Genomic DNA, 17,161 nt, shown 5'->3' on the forward strand with positions numbered 1-17,161 from the left:
ATTATTGTTGCTTCAAAATCCATTGAAAACGAAACGCCCACTTCCATTGGATTTGATAATTTGCATTAATTTGTTTTGAAATAGTTGTCAACTCTTCCCTTTTAAATCCTCTTAAAACAGAGGTTAGTCCATCCTCTACTATTGTTTTATTCTTGATAGTTGTACATAACAGTTTAAACAGATAATAGGCTAATTTATGTCTGTGTAAATCATTAACCACTATACCTAATTTTGCTTTTTGTAACACAGGTTTTAAAAACGAAACCAATTGATCTTCTTTAAAATGATGCAAAAACAAAGTGGTTAATACTAAGTCATACTCTAAGTTATTAAACTGATCTGAAAATATATCTATTGCTTCAAAACTTACGTTATCGTATTTTTGCGATAATAAATTAGCATAATTAACTGTATGAGGGTTTGCATCAATCCCTATTAGTTTAAAATTATAGTTGTTTTTTATTCCAAAAAGTGATATTTCTCTTAATATATCTCCTCCTCCACAACCCAAATCAATGATGGTTATAGCTTCTGATTTATTATGGTTTTTAAGTGCTTTTTTTAAGCCATTAATAGTCACAATGTTTCCGCCTAACCATTGATTAATTTTGGCCAATTTATCTAATGCATCATGAAGTATTGGACCATTATAATCCAAATCGTCCATTATTTCTTCTGCTTCACTTCTATATTTTGTATTTACTAAAACACTCATTTAATTGTCATTGTTTTACCATGTGTACGCTTAATAATTTGTGGCAAAATACTTGGTATTGTTTTTACGATACGTATTAAAACCTCAGCCAATTTGTTGTAACTAAATAGTTTTGCTATAATATGACCTGTTGTTAATCGCGATTTAAACTCGGTATTCCATTCTCTAAGATACTGTTTTTCTAATCCTTCTCTGTCCTTTATTGCACCATTAAAAAATTGAATAATTAATAGTGATGCCATTTGTGCACTGCGTATTGCCATGCTCATTCCATTACCACATAAAGGATGAATCATTCCTGCAGTATCGCCACACATTAACATATGGTTTTCTATAGGATTTTTGGTTTCGAAAGAAATCTGACTAATAGTTAAAGGCGTTTCAAAAACTGAAGTTGTGTTTTCAAAAACTGATTTTAAAGCGGTATTTTTATAAAGCACTTTTCGCTGAAACTCGTCAATATCTTTATACTTTTTAAAAGCCTCAAAATTGGTTATGTAGCATACATTTATACTATCGTCTTCTACTTTTGAGATCCCACAATAACCACCTTCAAAATTATGAAGCGCCACTAAATTTTCAGTAAAAATGCCTTTTAAATGTGTTTTAACTGCTAAAAATGGTGATTTGTTTTTAATGAAATTACGATTGAGCTTAACATCCAAATTAGCACGTTTGCCATAAGCACCAATCACAATTTTTGAAGTATACTTATTTGATTTAGTTTCAACCGAAAACACATCATTAGCAAACGTTACATTTTCTACTGTATCTTGAGTAATGGTAGCCTGATTTGCTAATGCAACTTTTGCCAATTGGTTATCTAAACAATAGCGACTAATACCAAAACCACCAAGAGGCAAATTGGCCTTTACAAGCTTGTTTTTAGGTGTAGATAGTTCAAATTTATCAATCCTTTTTGCGCCTAGTTTAAAAACGTCTACTCCCAGAAAGTTTAAATAAGGTAAGACTTCGTTAGAAATATACTCGCCACAAACCTTATGTTTTGGATACTCGTTTTTTTCGATAACCAAAACACTATGCTTATTTTTTGATAAATGGATAGCACTACTAAGACCTGCTAATCCTCCACCAATAATAATAACATCAAAATTTGAGGGAATTATATTCAACTTTTTTCTAATTCAATTTTACTAAAGATACCTCGAAAATTGTTGATTTAGACGTTAGTTAACATTTGTTATTAAAAAATTTTGTGCCCTAAAAACAATATCATCGCCAATTGTTTTACCTAAAAGCAATTGTGCAATAGGCGTATTGGCTGCAATTGCATAAAATTTTTGAGTGTCAACCTCTAGCTCTCCAGCACTTATAGCAATGTAATAATTGGATTTTGTGGTATAAACAACACTACCTAAGCCAATAATTTTAGAGGTCTTTTCTGTACTTATTTTGACTAATAACTGGTTTACTTTTTGGATTTGAGCTAATTGATGTCCTGCTTTTTCGCGTTCTAATTGCACCATAGCTCGCCCAGTTTCATGCTTATCTCCAGCGCTACTTTTAGTCTCAGAGGTTAAGGATTCTTGCAGTTCTAAAATGGTTTTATTAATGGTATCCAGCCTATTTTTTGTAAACAAAGCGCAACTATCATGCAATGCTTGTTTAATTTTTTCAGTGCTATTCATCCTCTGTTTTATAATTTAAAGGACCATAAAAATTCATCTGTTTTATTATCCAATTTTTTCTAGAGGCTATGTAATTAGTAACAGGATTAGCCTTATATTTTCTTGGGTTGGGTAATATTGCTGCTATAGCAGAGGCTTCTAATTTTGATAATTTTGAAGCTGGTTTTTTAAACCAATATTGAGCTGCCGACTCTGCGCCATATATACCGTTGCCCATTTCTATACTATTTAAGTAGACTTCCATAATACGTTCTTTATCCCAAATGGTCTCTATTAAAAACGTAAAATAAACTTCTAAACCTTTACGTAACCAACTACGCTGTGGCCATAAAAATACATTTTTTGCTGTTTGCTGACTTATGGTACTTCCGCCTTTAACACGTTTTCCTTTTTTATTGTTTTCGTACGCTTTTTCAATTGCTTTTAAATCAAATCCATTGTGACTTAAAAAAATTTGATCTTCGCTACAAATCACTGCTAGTTGTAAATTTTTAGAGATATTTTCTATTGGCTCCCAATCGTGTTTTAAAAGTTTTGGACTGTCCTTTTCAAAATATCTAATGACCATTAATGGTGTTATTGGTACAGGCATCCACTTGTATAAAACCACCACACCAACGGTTGAAATAATAAACCAAAGTAAACATTTAGCTAAAAATTTGAATATTTTTTTAAACATATTACGCTATTAGGTTTGCTAATTCTTCTCCTATTAAACTTCCAATTGCAACTCCCATTCCGCCTAATCGCACACCACAAAACACATTATTACTAAGCTGTTTTACAATTGGTTTTTTTTGAGTTCCTACTCCCATAATTCCACTCCAGCGATGCTCTATCTGAAAAGGTGTATTTGGTAAAATTGTAGTTTTTAATAACGCTTCTAGTTTATTCTGAATTAAATCTGTTTGACTTAATTCAGTAGTTTCTTCGCCTTTAAAATCTAGGTTCCGTCCACCTCCAAATAGTATTCTGTTATCGATGTTTCGGAAATAATAATACCCTTCATCCAAATGAAACGTGCCTTTTATATGAAGATTTTTTATTGGTTTTGTAATTAACACTTGTGCTCTTGCTGGTTTAACTTTTGGAATATTCAAAACCGAAGCAAAGCCATTTGTTGCTATTAATAATTTTGAAGTCGAAAAACTAAATTGATTCGTTTCAACTTTAACAGCATTGGCATCTTCTGAAAAACCAGACACCGAAACATTATTAAGTATTTTAATGCCTTTTAAGAGTGCTTTTTGCAGTAATGCCTCCATCATACGACCTGTGTCTATTTGTCCTTCAAATTGATTAAAACAGTATTGGTTTTTGATGTTTTTGAAACCAAATCTATTTTCTTTAAGGCTAAATACGTTGTCTTCAAAAACAGGTTTTAATAAATTATTAACTAACGTTTTTTGATGTAAACAGGTTTCAAATAAATCACTGTTAGTATTAAACAACTCATAACCTCCTAATTGTTGATAATCTATGGTTTTATCTCCAAGATTATCTCTTAATTTTTGTAACCCTTTGACTCGTTTTTGCACCAAATCTAAAACCTCTTGTTCTGTATGTGTTTTAAGATCGGCTACAATTTCTGACAAACTACCAAAACAAGCAAAACCAGCATTTTTAGTACTTGCTCCTTGAGGTAAAGTACCTTTTTCTAATATTAAAATATTGGCTTTGGGGAAACGTTTTTTTAATTGCAAAGCACAATTTAAACCTACAATTCCGCTACCAACAATAGTATAATCCACGTTGGTTAACCATGATTTTATTTCCCAATAGCTTAATGTCATCTTAGTAAGATACTAAATTTGTTTATTCTTTTTGATTAATAAAAAACTGAGCTAAGGCATTAATATCTTGATTTTTTAAAATCATTTGTCCATTTACTGCTATTGCTTCGTTTTGAGAATTATTTCCAATAATTTTTAATGTTTTTAGCTTTTCTAAATAATCATGTATCATTGGAAAATGATTCTGCTTTTGCAGCCTTTCAAAATTAACGTTTAAAGCAAAAACTTCTGAAGTTTCGTTTAATATAGATTTTACTGTATTGGATAAATTGGTACTTGCTTGCAAACTTTTAGCGTTAGTAGAATCTATTTTAACTTGATACAAAGGAAATATATCTTTACTTAATTTACCGTCTTTTACTATCGCTATTTTTTCTAAATATTTATAAAGTTTTGAAGCGTCAGAGGTTAATTGCAAATTAATTTCTGGTACTTGTTTTGTTACCGTTGTCAGGGTTTCTACTTTTTCAAAATCGTCATTATACTCATAAGTTATTACCGAGTCTAATTGTGATGTTGCTTTAGCAATTTCTAGAGCCATATGACCTTTATAATATGTATCTAAACTGTCTATGTCTACACTTTGATTTTTGTGTTTAAAGTTTACATACTTTAATGTTGAAAGTAGATTAAGATTAAAAGTTACACTAGCATCTTTAGAAAAATTTGTGCTTTTATAAACTTTTGGAGTGTCCAAAAATACTGGCAATACAAAATCACCTTGTATTATAGCTTTTCCAGATTGAAAATTAATAGCCAAATGATCTGTTTTTGTGAGGTAATTAAAATGTCCATCTGCATCCTGTAATTTCTCCCATTTTACATCTGACTTTTCTAATGTTTTATGATTTACCAATATGTCTTCAAACACTTGATTTACATCGTCCTTACTTGGATTGTATGCAATAACTGCTTGTGTTTTGTTAAATGCTATAACCACACTATTATTTAATACTGTTGCAACAGTAAAGTCTTGGGTGTCTTTAAAATCTTCAGTTTTATAATTAGCTTTTAGGTAGTCTTTAAAGGTGTTTTGTTCTGAAATTTTAAAGGATGTAAATACTGTGGTTATAGGTTGTCCTTTAATAGTATATAAAAAGATGTTAGCAGGAATATTGAATCCTTTTGTTTGTTTGTCATCGTCATCAATAATGGAGTCATTCTCCCTTTTTGATTTTAAATAAAATGAAGGATTTGCAATTGCATTAAACACTAGTGATTGAGCGATATCGTCAATATTTACCTTAACTATTTGATTGGCCTTATAATGTATTACATCTTGGTAAGACGTGTAATTACGGTACATTAAAAAGCCTTTAAAAGCCAAAAGCAGCACACTAATAATAATGGCTGCTTTTTTTAATATTTTCTTAATTTTCATTAATAATTATTTTGCAAATTTTTCGATGATATTAAAGATGTATTTTAAAGCATTTTCTTCGGTTGGAGGCACACCAACAACCATTTCGCTATTTACTGCATTTCCTTTAATTTTTGATGCTGTAATGTATGCATCCTCTGTTGTGTTTAAAAACCATTCTAGCTTACCACTTCTGTCAATTCCCATCTCTTCTATTGGTAATTGTTGTGCTAATTGTTTAGCACTAACAAATACTGAATAAGAATTGTCTAACATCATTTTTTTAGTTTTAGATGTTACTTTAGCATCAAATGTACCTGAGACGATTTTATTCATTTCTACTTCAGATGTACCTAAAAAAGCAATTCCGTCTTTAATTACAAAGTGAATAGCCAGTGGGCTTCTTGGAATTTCAAATGTGTAATAACCATTGTTAAAAGTTACCATCTCTTTATTTACAGTATATTGGATTAATTTATTAAGCATGCTAGGCTCATCCGTAGATGCCATTAATAAAAAATCTGGAACTGTTTCTGTTTTTGTTTTTTCCACTTCAACATACTCATAATCGTCATTATATTGGTATGTAGTATAAGTAACTTCTTGCTGAGAGATACCTGATAATAAAAATAGTAAATCTCCATTAATTACTTCTCCAACAGCTTCCTCATCTAATAATAAGGAAAATAAATCTATACCCAAACTAGCTTCTTCTCCGTAGTATGGCATGTTGCTATACATAGACTTCATTAATTTAGGATACTCTTCTAACATGGCTTCTGTATCTATAGAGTAGCTCATAAAGCCAATCATTCTGTCTTCATTTACATAGTCTAAAAACTTTTTATTAAGTTTTCTAGAGGTCATTTTTTTATAACTATCAGCCATTTGATCAGACATAGTGTACTTTGTATTTAGTACCATTTTGTCGTTTTCTAAAAACAATTTAGCTGTTAAACCATTATTAGTATACATGCTTGATAAATCAAAACCAACTAATTGATTGTAGTACATAGACCCTAACATATTAGAGTATAATTGCCCAAAGTCATTAACCCATAATGTAGCTTCTGCTTTACTGTCTAAACTACTTAAGTATGATTTGTTTTTTAAGATAGAACGATTTGGTTGTTGCTTTAAAAGCTGCTCTGCCTTTAATAAAGCCCAATTTTTATTTATGGCGCTTTTAATTTGGTAGTTAGACGCATCATTATTGTAATTATATTCTACAACCTCAGTAGCTTCCTCTTCCATATACTCGTCTTCATAAACCTCTTCACTTTCTGTAGACTCGATAACCGTTTCTTCTATTTCTTCCTCATATGCTTCTTCAGCCTCAATAACTTCATCATCGTAATCCTCTGCACTTTCAACAACAGCATCATCTATTACGTATCCATAATAATCATCCTGTGTTAGTCCGTAACGCTCCATGACCTCTGGGTTTTGAAAATACGCATCGTTAGTGCTTCCAACAACCATTATCAAAGTTGAGCTATCCCAAACAATTCCGCCTTGATTATGATCTTTAAAAGACCTGACTCCGTTAACGTTTGCAATTTCTTTTTTGCTTTGAGTGGTTAAAAAACTTTCAAAAGCAGTTACATTTTTTAAAGGAACGATAAATGCGTTGTAATTAATACTATCATTAGCTTGGAAAAAATAATGAGCAGCGCCATTTAAGTCAAAACCAAAATCTTCCAACGAGTTGTATTTAGTCTGTTTTCTGGATAATTCTTTTAAAATCTCAGTTCCCATAAACGAGTTATTTAACTCATCTATTGACATTAATTGTAACAAATTATTTCCTTTTATTGTAGCAACAACAGCTGCATCACTTGGGATTTTTGATGTTGAATTTTGTGCAAAAGAAAATACAGATGCACATAGCATGATTACACATGATAATTTTTTCATTGGTTGGTTGTTAGTTTAAGGATTATTTTTTTAATTGAATATGAGTCGTAAAGTCTCCTGTACCGTTAATCACATCCATTGCACTTACGCGTTGCATGACTGCTTTTTTAGAATTAGAAACTTTAGCTTGTTTATTATTTTGACTGATTACCTCGTTATCAAATCTATAAATCACTGTATAAGAGGCATCATTAAACACCTTTTTATTCTCGGTTTTTAATTTATTATACTGTTTTTTTACTTCTGAGGAATAGGTATATTTTCTTTTAAAAACACCGTTTTTATCATCAAAAAGATAAGAAGTAGATGCAGCGTTACTTTTTTGTTGACTAGTTATTTTGTTAGTAATCTTATTGATATTATCGATTTTATTGAAATCACATTTTACTGAAAACACAAAATTTTCGTAATCTGCTGTTTTAACAATATTAGTAATGCCTTCTGCTTTTTTAAGCTCCGAAACCATATCGTTTAATCCTTTTTGTATATCTGCTTTTGAAGGCACTTTATAACCATTTACAGAGTCTAACAACATGATTGAAGCTAATTTTGATTTGCTTTTACTCATGTTTAATGTAAAGGTCATTGTACCTGTACCATCACTATTTAGATCAATCTCTTCAATAATTTCAAAACAAGATGTTATTGAAAAAAACACCAATAACAAAAGGCTGTATTTTAGGTAACTAGGACTTTTCATGTAAATTGCTTTAGTATTCAAATATACTGAAGCTATTTGTTATATGCATCAAAAAAAAACTCCGAAATTAATTTCGGAGTCTTAGTTTTATTCTTCTATTTGCTTTTCTATAACAAAATCTTCCATAAATTTAGTGGTATAATTACCAGCTAAATAATCTGGATGATCCATTAATTGTCTATGAAAAGGAATGGTTGTTTTAATTCCTTCTATAACAAACTCATCTAAAGCACGCTTCATTTTATTGATAGCTTCTTCTCTAGTTTGAGCTGTTGTAATTAACTTAGCAATCATTGAGTCATAATTTGGCGGAATGCTATAACCTGCATATACATGCGTGTCTAGTCTAACACCATGACCACCTGGAGCATGTAATGTTGTAATTTTTCCTGGTGACGGACGGAAGTCATTAAAAGGGTCTTCCGCATTAATACGACACTCAATAGAATGTAAATTTGGAGTATAGTTTTTTCCAGAAATAGGCACACCTGCTGCAACTAAAATTTGCTCACGGATTAAGTCAAAATCAATAACTTGCTCTGTAATTGGATGCTCTACTTGGATACGCGTATTCATTTCCATAAAGTAGAAATTTCTATGCTTATCTACTAAAAACTCTACTGTTCCTGCACCTTCGTATTTAATATATTCTGCTGCTTTTACAGCTGCTTCACCCATTTTTTTACGTAAAGCTGTTGTCATAAACGGAGAAGGTACTTCTTCTGTTAACTTTTGGTGACGACGTTGGATAGAGCAATCTCTTTCTGATAAGTGACATGCTTTTCCTGTGCTATCTCCTACAATTTGGATTTCGATGTGACGTGGCTCTTCAATAAGTTTTTCCATGTACATATCATCATTTCCAAAAGCAGCTTTAGATTCTGCACGAGCAGACTCCCAAGCATTTTGCAAATCTTCTTCTTTCCAAACAGCACGCATACCTTTACCACCACCACCTGCAGAAGCTTTAAGCATTACAGGATATCCTGTTTCTTTAGCTACTTTTAGGCAGTCTTTAAAGTCTGCTATTACACCTTCGCTTCCTGGTACTACAGGTACACCTGCAGCAATCATAGTTGCTTTAGCGTTTGCTTTGTCTCCCATTCTGTTAATCATCTCTTCAGATGCACCAATAAATTTAATTTGGTGTTCTTCACAGATTTTAGAAAACTTAGCATTTTCAGATAAAAATCCATAACCAGGATGGATGGCATCTGCATTTGTGATTTCTGCTGCAGCAATAATATTTGACATTTTTAAATAAGACTCACTACTTGCTGGAGGTCCAATACAAACTGCTTCATCAGCAAATTTGACGTGTAAACTCTCAGCATCTGCAGTAGAGTATACTGCAACGGTCTTTATGCCCATTTCTTTACAGGTTCTGATAACACGTAATGCTATTTCTCCTCTATTGGCAATTAATACTTTTTTAAACATCTTGTATAAATTAGATAATTAGACGATTTGATTATTCGATTTTTCAACTACTTTACAAGCAGTCAAAAACACTAATAATCTAAAATTAAGATGGGTCTACTAAAAATAATGGTTGATCAAACTCTACTGGAGAAGAGTCATCCACTAATATTTTAACAATTTTACCTGATACTTCAGATTCTATTTCGTTAAATAATTTCATTGCTTCGATAATACAAAGTACATCACCTTCTGCAATTGTTTGTCCTACCTCTACAAATAATGGTTTGTCAGGAGATGGTTTTCTGTAAAAAGTCCCAATAATAGGAGATTTAACAGTGATATATTTTGAATTTTCATCAGCTGCAGGTGCTGCTGCCTCTGTAGAGGCTGGTGCTGCTGGAGCTTGTTGCATTGCTTGTTGCATTGGCATTTGAGCCTGCATAGGAATTTGTTGAACGTAAGTTGTCTCTGTTTCTGATCCCGTTTTTATCGTGATTTTTACATCGTCAGTTTCTAATTTAACTTCACTTGCTCCTGATTTAGCAACAAATTTAATTAAGTTTTGAATGTCTTTTAAATCCATAATTATAAGTTATTAATCTTTATTTTAGTTAGTTTAAGAGTTGTAAGCCCATTTTAAATAAATAGAACCCCAAGTAAATCCACCTCCAAAAGCAGCAAATATTAAATTATCTCCTTTTTTAAGCTTGGATTCAAAATCGTTTAATAATAATGGTAATGTTGCAGAGGTTGTATTACCATATCTGTGTATGTTTTTTAAGACTTTATCGTCTTGTAAACTCATTCTGTTAGCTGTTGCGTCAATAATACGCATATTAGCCTGGTGTGGCACCAACCATGATACATCATCATGACTAAGGTTGTTACGTTCCATTATTTTTTCGCAAACATCTGCCATATTAGAAACAGCAAACTTAAATACTGTACGTCCATCTTGGTGTACAAAGTGTTGTTTGTTGTCTATGGTTTCCTGTGAAGGTGGTAATATTGATCCACCTGCTTCAATTTTTAAAAATTCTCTACCAGAACCATCACTTCTAAGGTATTCATCCTGAAAACCTAGACCTTCTGTATTTGGCTCTAATAAAACAGCTCCTGCACCATCTCCAAAAATAATGCATGTAGCACGATCTGTGTAATCTATTATAGACGACATTTTATCTGCTCCAATAAGTAATATTTTTTTGTAACGTCCAGACTCTATATAACTAGTTGCTGTGGATAAACCATAAAGAAAACTTGAACAAGCTGCTTGCAAATCATAGGCAAATGCATTAGTTGCTCCAATTTGGGTTGCTGTATATACCGCTGTTGCAGCAACAGGCAAATCTGGTGTTGCAGTTGCGACAATAACTAAGTCTATTTCTTTAGGGTCTAGATTACGTTTTTTAAGCAGATCTTTAGCTGCATTAATGGCAAGGTAAGATGTCCCTTCGCCTTCTAGTTTAAGTATTCTACGCTCTTTTATTCCTGTTCTTGATGTTATCCATTCATCATTTGTGTCTACAAGAGTTTCTAGTACCTTGTTAGACAAAACATAGTCTGGTACGTAGGCACCAACAGCAGTAATTGCAGCAGAGATTTTGCTCATTTTTTAGCTATTTTAGTCAAAAAAAGGTCTAAAATGACCTATATTGACTTAATTATAATAAAATTACTCTTTTTTAGACTAATTCTATGCAAAGTAAATGCTTTTTAACGTAAAGAAAAACAAATCATAAAAAAAACGCCCACAAGTGAGCGTTTTTCTATATGCATGCATAGTAATTATGCTACGTTTTCTTCAACTGAGTTGTCAATTAACACTTGACCTCTGTAGTAAAGTTTACCTTCACTCCAGTGCGCTCTGTGGTATAAATGAGCTTCACCTGTTGTTGGGCAAGTTGCAATTTGTGGCGCAACTGCTTTATAATGTGTTCTTCTCTTATCTCTTCTTGTTTTCGAGATTTTTCTCTTAGGATGTGCCATTTTATATTATTATTTATCCGTTAATAGTTTTTTTAATGTATTCCAACGAGGATCTGTTTCCTCTTTGTCTTCTTTTTTATCTTTTAGCTTTGGGCTAAGTTCATCTAATTTGTCAAGTATTTCAGAATCTAATGTTCCGTCTTCCACACCTGGATGTATACGTTTACTTGGTAATGCTAACACAACTGACTCATATATATATTGTTGTACATTTAGTTCATATTCTCCATGCGGAATGATTAATATGTCTATATACTCATCATTATACTCGTCTCCAAATTTTACTACCAAATCAAATTCTGTTGTTATTGGCAGGTCAAATGGTTCGTTTGTAACATCACAATTGACGTTTACTGTTCCTGAAATATCAAAATGTAACTCTAATAAAGTTGATTTTTTTTCTAAAATTAAATCTACTTTAATATTACAAGAGTTAAAGTCTTCATATTCAAAATGATTAAAGAACGTTTGATCTATACTATAATCAAAATGATGTTTTCCTATTTTTAAACCTACAAATGGTATTGTAAATTCTTTTAATTGCTTCATTACCACATCTATTTTGAGCCTGCAAATATATAAAATTTTCTTTATTAAAAAGACTTATAAACATTTTTTTGTTTATATCTTTCTTTTTGAAAATCCTAATGGGTTTTTGGTAAGCTCTTCGTATTCTTTTCTGTTGTTAAAAATCTGTATTGCTGTAAAAATAGCTTCTTTAAAAGAACTGATATCTGCGGTTCCTTTTCCTGCTATTTCATAGGCTGTTCCATGATCTGGAGATGTTCTTACACGATTTAATCCTGCTGTATAATTTACACCTTGACCAAAAGATAACGTTTTAAATGGTATTAATCCTTGATCATGATATGATGCAATTATAGCGTCAAAATTTTTGTAATTATCTGATCCAAAAAAACTATCGGCTGCATATGGACCAAAAACTAGCTTACCTGTCGCTTTAATTTTTTGTAATGTTGGTCTTAAAACGGTATCGTCTTCACTTCCAATTACACCATTATCACCTGTATGTGGATTAATGCCTAAAACAGCAATTTTTGGTTTACTAATTTTAAAGTCCTGAACTAATGATTGATATACTGTCGCAATCTTTTCTTCGATAAGTTTAGGGGTAATGTGATTAGCAATATCTTTTACTGGTACGTGATCTGTTAATAACCCAACCCTTAATCCTTGAGTTACCATAAACATTAAACTATTACCTTCTAACTCTTGGTTAAGATAATCTGTATGACCAGGAAACTTAAACGTGTCCGACTGTATATTATGCTTGTTAATTGGAGCTGTAATTAATACATCTATAAGATCATCCTTTAGCGCTTTTGTTGCTTGAACTAGAGATTTAATTGCGTATTCACCTATTTTAAGATCCTCTTGACCAAAATTTATGTTTACGTTTTCTTTCCAGCAGTTTAAAACGTTGACACGTCCAGGTAATGCTTGATTTATATTATGGATACCATTTAAATTAATATCCAATTTTAGGTGGTTTTTTACAAAACTCATGGTTTTGATCGAAGCAAAAATAATTGGCGTACAAAAATCTAACATCCTATTATCTTCAAATATTCTTAAAACCACTTCGGCTCCAATACCATTTAGGTCTCCTATTGATATTCCTAGTCTAATATTTTCTTCTTTCTTCATTAATACTAATAACTATTGTTTGTAAATTTACCAAAGCAAATTTAACCAAATAATACGATTAAGTTTATGTTTACCGGAATAATTGAAACACTAGGTACTGTTAAGCAATTAACAACAGTTAAGGACAATTTAGATATTACTATTGAAAGTACTATTACTAATCAGTTAAAAATAGATCAAAGTGTTGCACACAATGGTGTCTGTTTAACTGTAGTTGAAATAAATGATGACCAATATAAAGTTACTGCAATTAAAGAAACTTTAGATAAAACCAATATTGGAGATTTACAAATAAATGATATTGTAAATATTGAACGTGCTATGAAACTTGGAGACAGGTTGGATGGTCACATTGTACAAGGTCATGTAGACCAAACAGCACTATGTATAGAAGCTAAAGAAACTAACGGAAGCTGGCTGTATACTTTTAAATATGATCCAGAGCTAAACAATATTACAATAGAAAAAGGATCTATTACAGTAAATGGCGTAAGTCTAACTGTCGTAAACTCTCAAAAAAATAGTTTTAGCGTAGCTATAATACCTTACACGCATGAGCATACAAATTTTAAACAATTTAAAATTGGCACTAAAATAAACTTAGAATTTGACGTTATTGGAAAGTACGTAAAGCGTCTAAACGAATTAAATGTTTGATGACTTACGCTTAAATATCAACTTATAAACACCATATAACAAACCTATAACTACAAGCACAATAATATTACCATCTATTGGCAACCCTACAGGAGGTACTTGTTGTGCTGGAGGTGGTGGAGTTACTATCTGAGCTACACCAACTATGCTTATTATTAAAAATAAGACTGTTGCTATTAATGTTTTATTTTTCTTCATTGCTGATTTGAGATTGTAAATGTAATAAAAAAAGCATGCTATCAAAACATTTGATTCTCTTTTTTAAACAAAAACACCTTTTAAATACTGTTTTCTTCGGTAAACTGCGCTTTTAGCTGTGAATTTTGATTTATTTGACTATTTGATAACATCAGTTTTTATTTAAAAGTCACTTTATTTTTTACGTGTAAACTATTTATTTTTAACAATATTATAAATTATGACTTAGCAAATAGTTCTAAATATTTGTCTCGTACAATTTTACCCACTGGCTTATTTTCAATTTTACTTTCTAACCACGAGATAATATCTAAATATAAAAAAGCACGACGTTCAAAAGGATGGTCTTCATATTGTTTTAAAGTTTCTAATAATTTTTTAAACTCCTTTTTAATGTCCTGAGGATAAATATCTTGTAATCCTCTAATAAATTTTATCATCTCTTTTTGCACTTCATGTAAGTCGTTCATTTTAATTAAAAACTTGTAAGTGCTTTTTAGTAAGGTTTCTAAATGATAATCCAATCCTGCCTCATAATGTGCTACTAAATTTAAAACTCTAGAAAAACACAATAAATCCTCACGCATTGACAATGATTTATTAGAAATAATTTTATCTAAGTATTTAATACACTCCTTATTATTACCAGCTCCAAAATGTAAACTTGCAAACTTGTAATAAAATATCATTTTATGATGTGCATCTATTTTATTATCAAATTGAACCAATTCAGTCTCAATTTCCGGAATCAATATTAAGCCATCATCAAAACTACCATCTATAAAGTGTAAATTTATTTTATGAAAATTACCATATAAAAAAACTAAAGAAGCCACATTTTCATCCTTCGGAAAATTAGATTGGTTAACAACAGAATGAAAGCTAGCCAACTTAGTTTCAAATTTTTCTTTATTTTTTATAAAATATAAAGCCTCTAACAAATAGTTATTTCCTTTTAAAAAAAACACGGGATTTAAGCTAATCATATTAGGGTTTTCATAAAATAAATTCACCCATTTTAAAGCATATTTATAACAGTTTAAAAAGTCCTGTGTTAAAAAACTATACCACAAATACGCTTTATAATACCATAATTTTTCTCTAAACCCCAAAGCAGATAAATCTACTTTAGGCAATCTGTCATTAAAATACGTCGTGACAGCTTTGCTTTCTTCCTCATTTTTCACATAACCCGTTTTTAATATTATACTATAAAGCTGTAGTGATAAATTAGATAGCTTACTAGCAACAACATTTAACTCACTTAATTCTTTTGCCTGAATAGTTAATTGATCTGCCCTGTTACTAATACTTCTAGTTATGTACTGTGTTTCGATAATTTTTTCAAGTTCGACAATCTCAAAAGCAGGGTTTTTTTCTTCATTAATTATTGCTAACTCTTTAGCCTTATCTAAGATTTTAAGACTCTGTCTATACAATCCTTTATGATATAATATAGATGCAAAATCCAATTGTTCTCTTATTTGAGAGCGAATATTTTGATGAGAAGGGTTTAATTTAAGACTAATTAATATTTGCTTATACAAGTGTGCTTTAACATTAGCTAACTGCTGTTTTTTAACCACTCCACTTTTTAAAATAGCGTTTTCATTATACACTGAAGCTTTGTCTAAAAGATTAAAAAGGTTTAAAAATTTAGAATCAGAATTCACTCCAAGTCTACCCACGTACAATTTAAATTGTCGCTTTTCAGACTTAGTTAAAGACTTAACTAATAAAAATAAATTATCTTTTTGCTCTTTAGTCATCAACTAATTACTTTGTTATGTAACTGATTTTTAGTGTTTTATAATATATTTCGTGTCTTGAACATCGTAGCTTCTCCTCCAATGCTAAATCAAACAGTTAACCAAAGTATACATTAGTAATTCAAAAGAAAAATAATTCTCTCTTAAAATGTCAAAAAACTCAATTCAAATATTTGATACTACTCTACGTGATGGCGAACAAGTGCCAGGATGTAAGCTAAACACAGAGCAAAAGATAATTATTGCTAAGCAATTGGACCAACTAGGTGTTAATGTAATCGAAGCAGGTTTTCCCGTCTCTAGTCCAGGTGACTTCAAATCGGTAGAAGAAATATCAAAAATCGTAAAAACTGCTACCGTTTGCGGCTTAACTAGAGCTGTAGAAAACGACATAAAAGTAGCTGCCGAAGCATTAAAACATGCTAAACACCCAAGAATCCACACAGGAATTGGCACATCAGACTCCCACATACTTCATAAATTTAAATCTAACAAAGCGGATATTATACAACGTGCTTACGATGCTGTAAAATATGCTAAATCCTTTGTTGAAGATGTCGAGTTTTACGCTGAAGATGCCGGACGTACAGACAACGAGTATTTAGCAAGAGTATGCGAAGCTGCAATAAAAGCCGGAGCAACAGTACTAAATATACCAGATACTACAGGATACTGTTTACCTAGTGAGTATGGCGCAAAAATTAAATATTTAAAAGAGAACGTTAAAGGAATTGAAAAAGCCATTTTATCGTGTCATTGCCATAACGATTTAGGTCTAGCAACTGCCAACTCTATTGAAGGCGTTATTAACGGAGCAAGACAAATAGAATGTACCATAAACGGAATTGGAGAGCGTGCTGGTAATACTGCGCTTGAAGAAGTAGTCATGGTTTTAAAACAACACCCTTACTTAAATCTAGACACCAGCATAAAAACCGAAATGCTTTACGGACTTAGTCAGTTAGTATCAGAAAGTATGGGAATTTACACGCAACCTAATAAAGCCATTGTTGGCGCTAATGCTTTTGCACATAGCTCAGGTATACATCAAGATGGTGTGATTAAAAACCGTGAAACTTATGAGATAATCAACCCTAAAGATGTTGGTGTTACAGAGTCTGCAATTGTTTTAACCGCCAGAAGTGGTCGTGCCGCTTTAGCATACAGAGCAAAAAATGTAGGTTACGAACTAACTAAACTTCAATTAGATGATGTTTATGCCAACTTTTTAAGTTTTGCTGATAGAAAAAAAGAAATAAATGATGGCGATATCCACCAAATTATTGAAACTAGCAAAATGTATCAACAAATAATTTCGGCTTAA

Annotated in this window: 18 protein-coding genes; 2 read left to right on the forward strand and 16 right to left on the reverse strand. The window is 31.4% G+C overall.

Going from position 1 to position 17,161, the window contains the following annotated elements; translation table 11 throughout:
* Position 1 precedes the first annotated feature (1 nt).
* The 14 genes from V6251_RS13570 to pdxA all read right to left on the reverse strand — a co-directional run bounded on the left by V6251_RS13570 (position 2) and on the right by pdxA (position 13,213).
* The gene (locus V6251_RS13570) at positions 2 to 715 is read right to left on the reverse strand and encodes a methyltransferase domain-containing protein (protein WP_341588702.1); all 714 of its coding nucleotides are present in this window, start codon (positions 713 to 715) and stop codon (positions 2 to 4) included.
* Positions 712 to 1,839: an NAD(P)/FAD-dependent oxidoreductase gene (locus V6251_RS13575; RefSeq protein ID WP_341588780.1), complete on the reverse strand. Its 1,128-nt coding sequence runs from the start codon at positions 1,837 to 1,839 to the stop codon at positions 712 to 714. Before V6251_RS13575 ends, V6251_RS13570 begins: the two co-directional genes overlap by 4 nt.
* 63 nt (positions 1,840 to 1,902) lie before the next feature.
* Positions 1,903 to 2,364 (reverse strand): 3-oxoacyl-ACP synthase, encoded by a 462-nt coding sequence (locus V6251_RS13580; protein WP_341588704.1) that lies wholly within the window; start codon positions 2,362 to 2,364, stop codon positions 1,903 to 1,905.
* Positions 2,357 to 3,043 carry a monofunctional biosynthetic peptidoglycan transglycosylase gene (mtgA, locus tag V6251_RS13585; RefSeq protein ID WP_341588706.1) on the reverse strand — a complete coding sequence of 229 codons (687 nt, stop codon included), beginning with the start codon at positions 3,041 to 3,043 and terminating at the stop codon, positions 2,357 to 2,359. The genes V6251_RS13580 and mtgA overlap by 8 nt, the downstream gene beginning before the upstream one ends.
* A gap of 1 nt (position 3,044) precedes the next feature.
* Positions 3,045 to 4,157 (reverse strand): NAD(P)/FAD-dependent oxidoreductase, encoded by a 1,113-nt coding sequence (locus tag V6251_RS13590; protein ID WP_341588707.1) that lies wholly within the window; start codon positions 4,155 to 4,157, stop codon positions 3,045 to 3,047.
* A gap of 22 nt (positions 4,158 to 4,179) precedes the next feature.
* Complete coding sequence (locus tag V6251_RS13595; protein ID WP_341588708.1) at positions 4,180 to 5,538, reverse strand: hypothetical protein; 1,359 nt, start codon at positions 5,536 to 5,538, stop codon at positions 4,180 to 4,182.
* Between the two features lie 6 nt (positions 5,539 to 5,544).
* Entirely contained in the window at positions 5,545 to 7,434 is a 1,890-nt protein-coding gene (locus V6251_RS13600; RefSeq protein WP_341588710.1) for a hypothetical protein, read from the reverse strand.
* Positions 7,435 to 7,456: 22 nt separating this feature from the next.
* The gene (locus V6251_RS13605) at positions 7,457 to 8,134 is read right to left on the reverse strand and encodes a hypothetical protein (protein WP_341588712.1); all 678 of its coding nucleotides are present in this window, start codon (positions 8,132 to 8,134) and stop codon (positions 7,457 to 7,459) included.
* Positions 8,135 to 8,221: 87 nt separating this feature from the next.
* Positions 8,222 to 9,574 (reverse strand): acetyl-CoA carboxylase biotin carboxylase subunit, encoded by a 1,353-nt coding sequence (accC, locus tag V6251_RS13610; RefSeq protein ID WP_028282600.1) that lies wholly within the window; start codon positions 9,572 to 9,574, stop codon positions 8,222 to 8,224.
* A gap of 85 nt (positions 9,575 to 9,659) precedes the next feature.
* Complete coding sequence (gene accB / locus V6251_RS13615; protein ID WP_145005204.1) at positions 9,660 to 10,139, reverse strand: acetyl-CoA carboxylase biotin carboxyl carrier protein; 480 nt, start codon at positions 10,137 to 10,139, stop codon at positions 9,660 to 9,662.
* Between the two features lie 33 nt (positions 10,140 to 10,172).
* Positions 10,173 to 11,168: a beta-ketoacyl-ACP synthase III gene (locus V6251_RS13620; RefSeq protein WP_145005201.1), complete on the reverse strand. Its 996-nt coding sequence runs from the start codon at positions 11,166 to 11,168 to the stop codon at positions 10,173 to 10,175.
* A 176-nt stretch (positions 11,169 to 11,344) separates the two neighbouring features.
* Positions 11,345 to 11,545, reverse strand: coding sequence for a 50S ribosomal protein L32 (rpmF, locus tag V6251_RS13625; protein WP_028282597.1), 201 nt, complete (start codon positions 11,543 to 11,545; stop codon positions 11,345 to 11,347).
* Between the two features lie 9 nt (positions 11,546 to 11,554).
* Positions 11,555 to 12,094 carry a YceD family protein gene (locus tag V6251_RS13630; RefSeq protein ID WP_341588715.1) on the reverse strand — a complete coding sequence of 180 codons (540 nt, stop codon included), beginning with the start codon at positions 12,092 to 12,094 and terminating at the stop codon, positions 11,555 to 11,557.
* A gap of 72 nt (positions 12,095 to 12,166) precedes the next feature.
* Entirely contained in the window at positions 12,167 to 13,213 is a 1,047-nt protein-coding gene (gene pdxA / locus V6251_RS13635; RefSeq protein ID WP_341588717.1) for a 4-hydroxythreonine-4-phosphate dehydrogenase PdxA, read from the reverse strand.
* A gap of 66 nt (positions 13,214 to 13,279) precedes the next feature.
* Between pdxA and V6251_RS13640 the strand changes: the two genes are divergently transcribed.
* Entirely contained in the window at positions 13,280 to 13,870 is a 591-nt protein-coding gene (locus V6251_RS13640; protein WP_341588719.1) for a riboflavin synthase, read from the forward strand.
* On the opposite strand, the gene V6251_RS13645 is transcribed toward V6251_RS13640, so the two are convergent.
* Both V6251_RS13645 and V6251_RS13650 read right to left on the reverse strand, forming a co-directional pair.
* Positions 13,859 to 14,068, reverse strand: a complete 210-nt coding sequence (locus V6251_RS13645; RefSeq protein WP_341588721.1) for a hypothetical protein — start codon at positions 14,066 to 14,068, stop codon at positions 13,859 to 13,861. The genes V6251_RS13640 and V6251_RS13645 overlap by 12 nt on opposite strands.
* 218 nt (positions 14,069 to 14,286) lie before the next feature.
* Positions 14,287 to 15,837 (reverse strand): hypothetical protein, encoded by a 1,551-nt coding sequence (locus tag V6251_RS13650; RefSeq protein ID WP_341588722.1) that lies wholly within the window; start codon positions 15,835 to 15,837, stop codon positions 14,287 to 14,289.
* Positions 15,838 to 15,985: 148 nt separating this feature from the next.
* Between V6251_RS13650 and V6251_RS13655 the strand changes: the two genes are divergently transcribed.
* A complete protein-coding gene (locus V6251_RS13655) occupies positions 15,986 to 17,161 on the forward strand; it encodes a 2-isopropylmalate synthase (protein ID WP_341588724.1) in 1,176 nt (391 codons plus the stop codon).

The sequence above is a fragment of the Olleya sp. Ti.3.14 genome (assembly GCF_038154885.1).
Classification (GTDB): Bacteria; Bacteroidota; Bacteroidia; order Flavobacteriales; family Flavobacteriaceae; genus Olleya.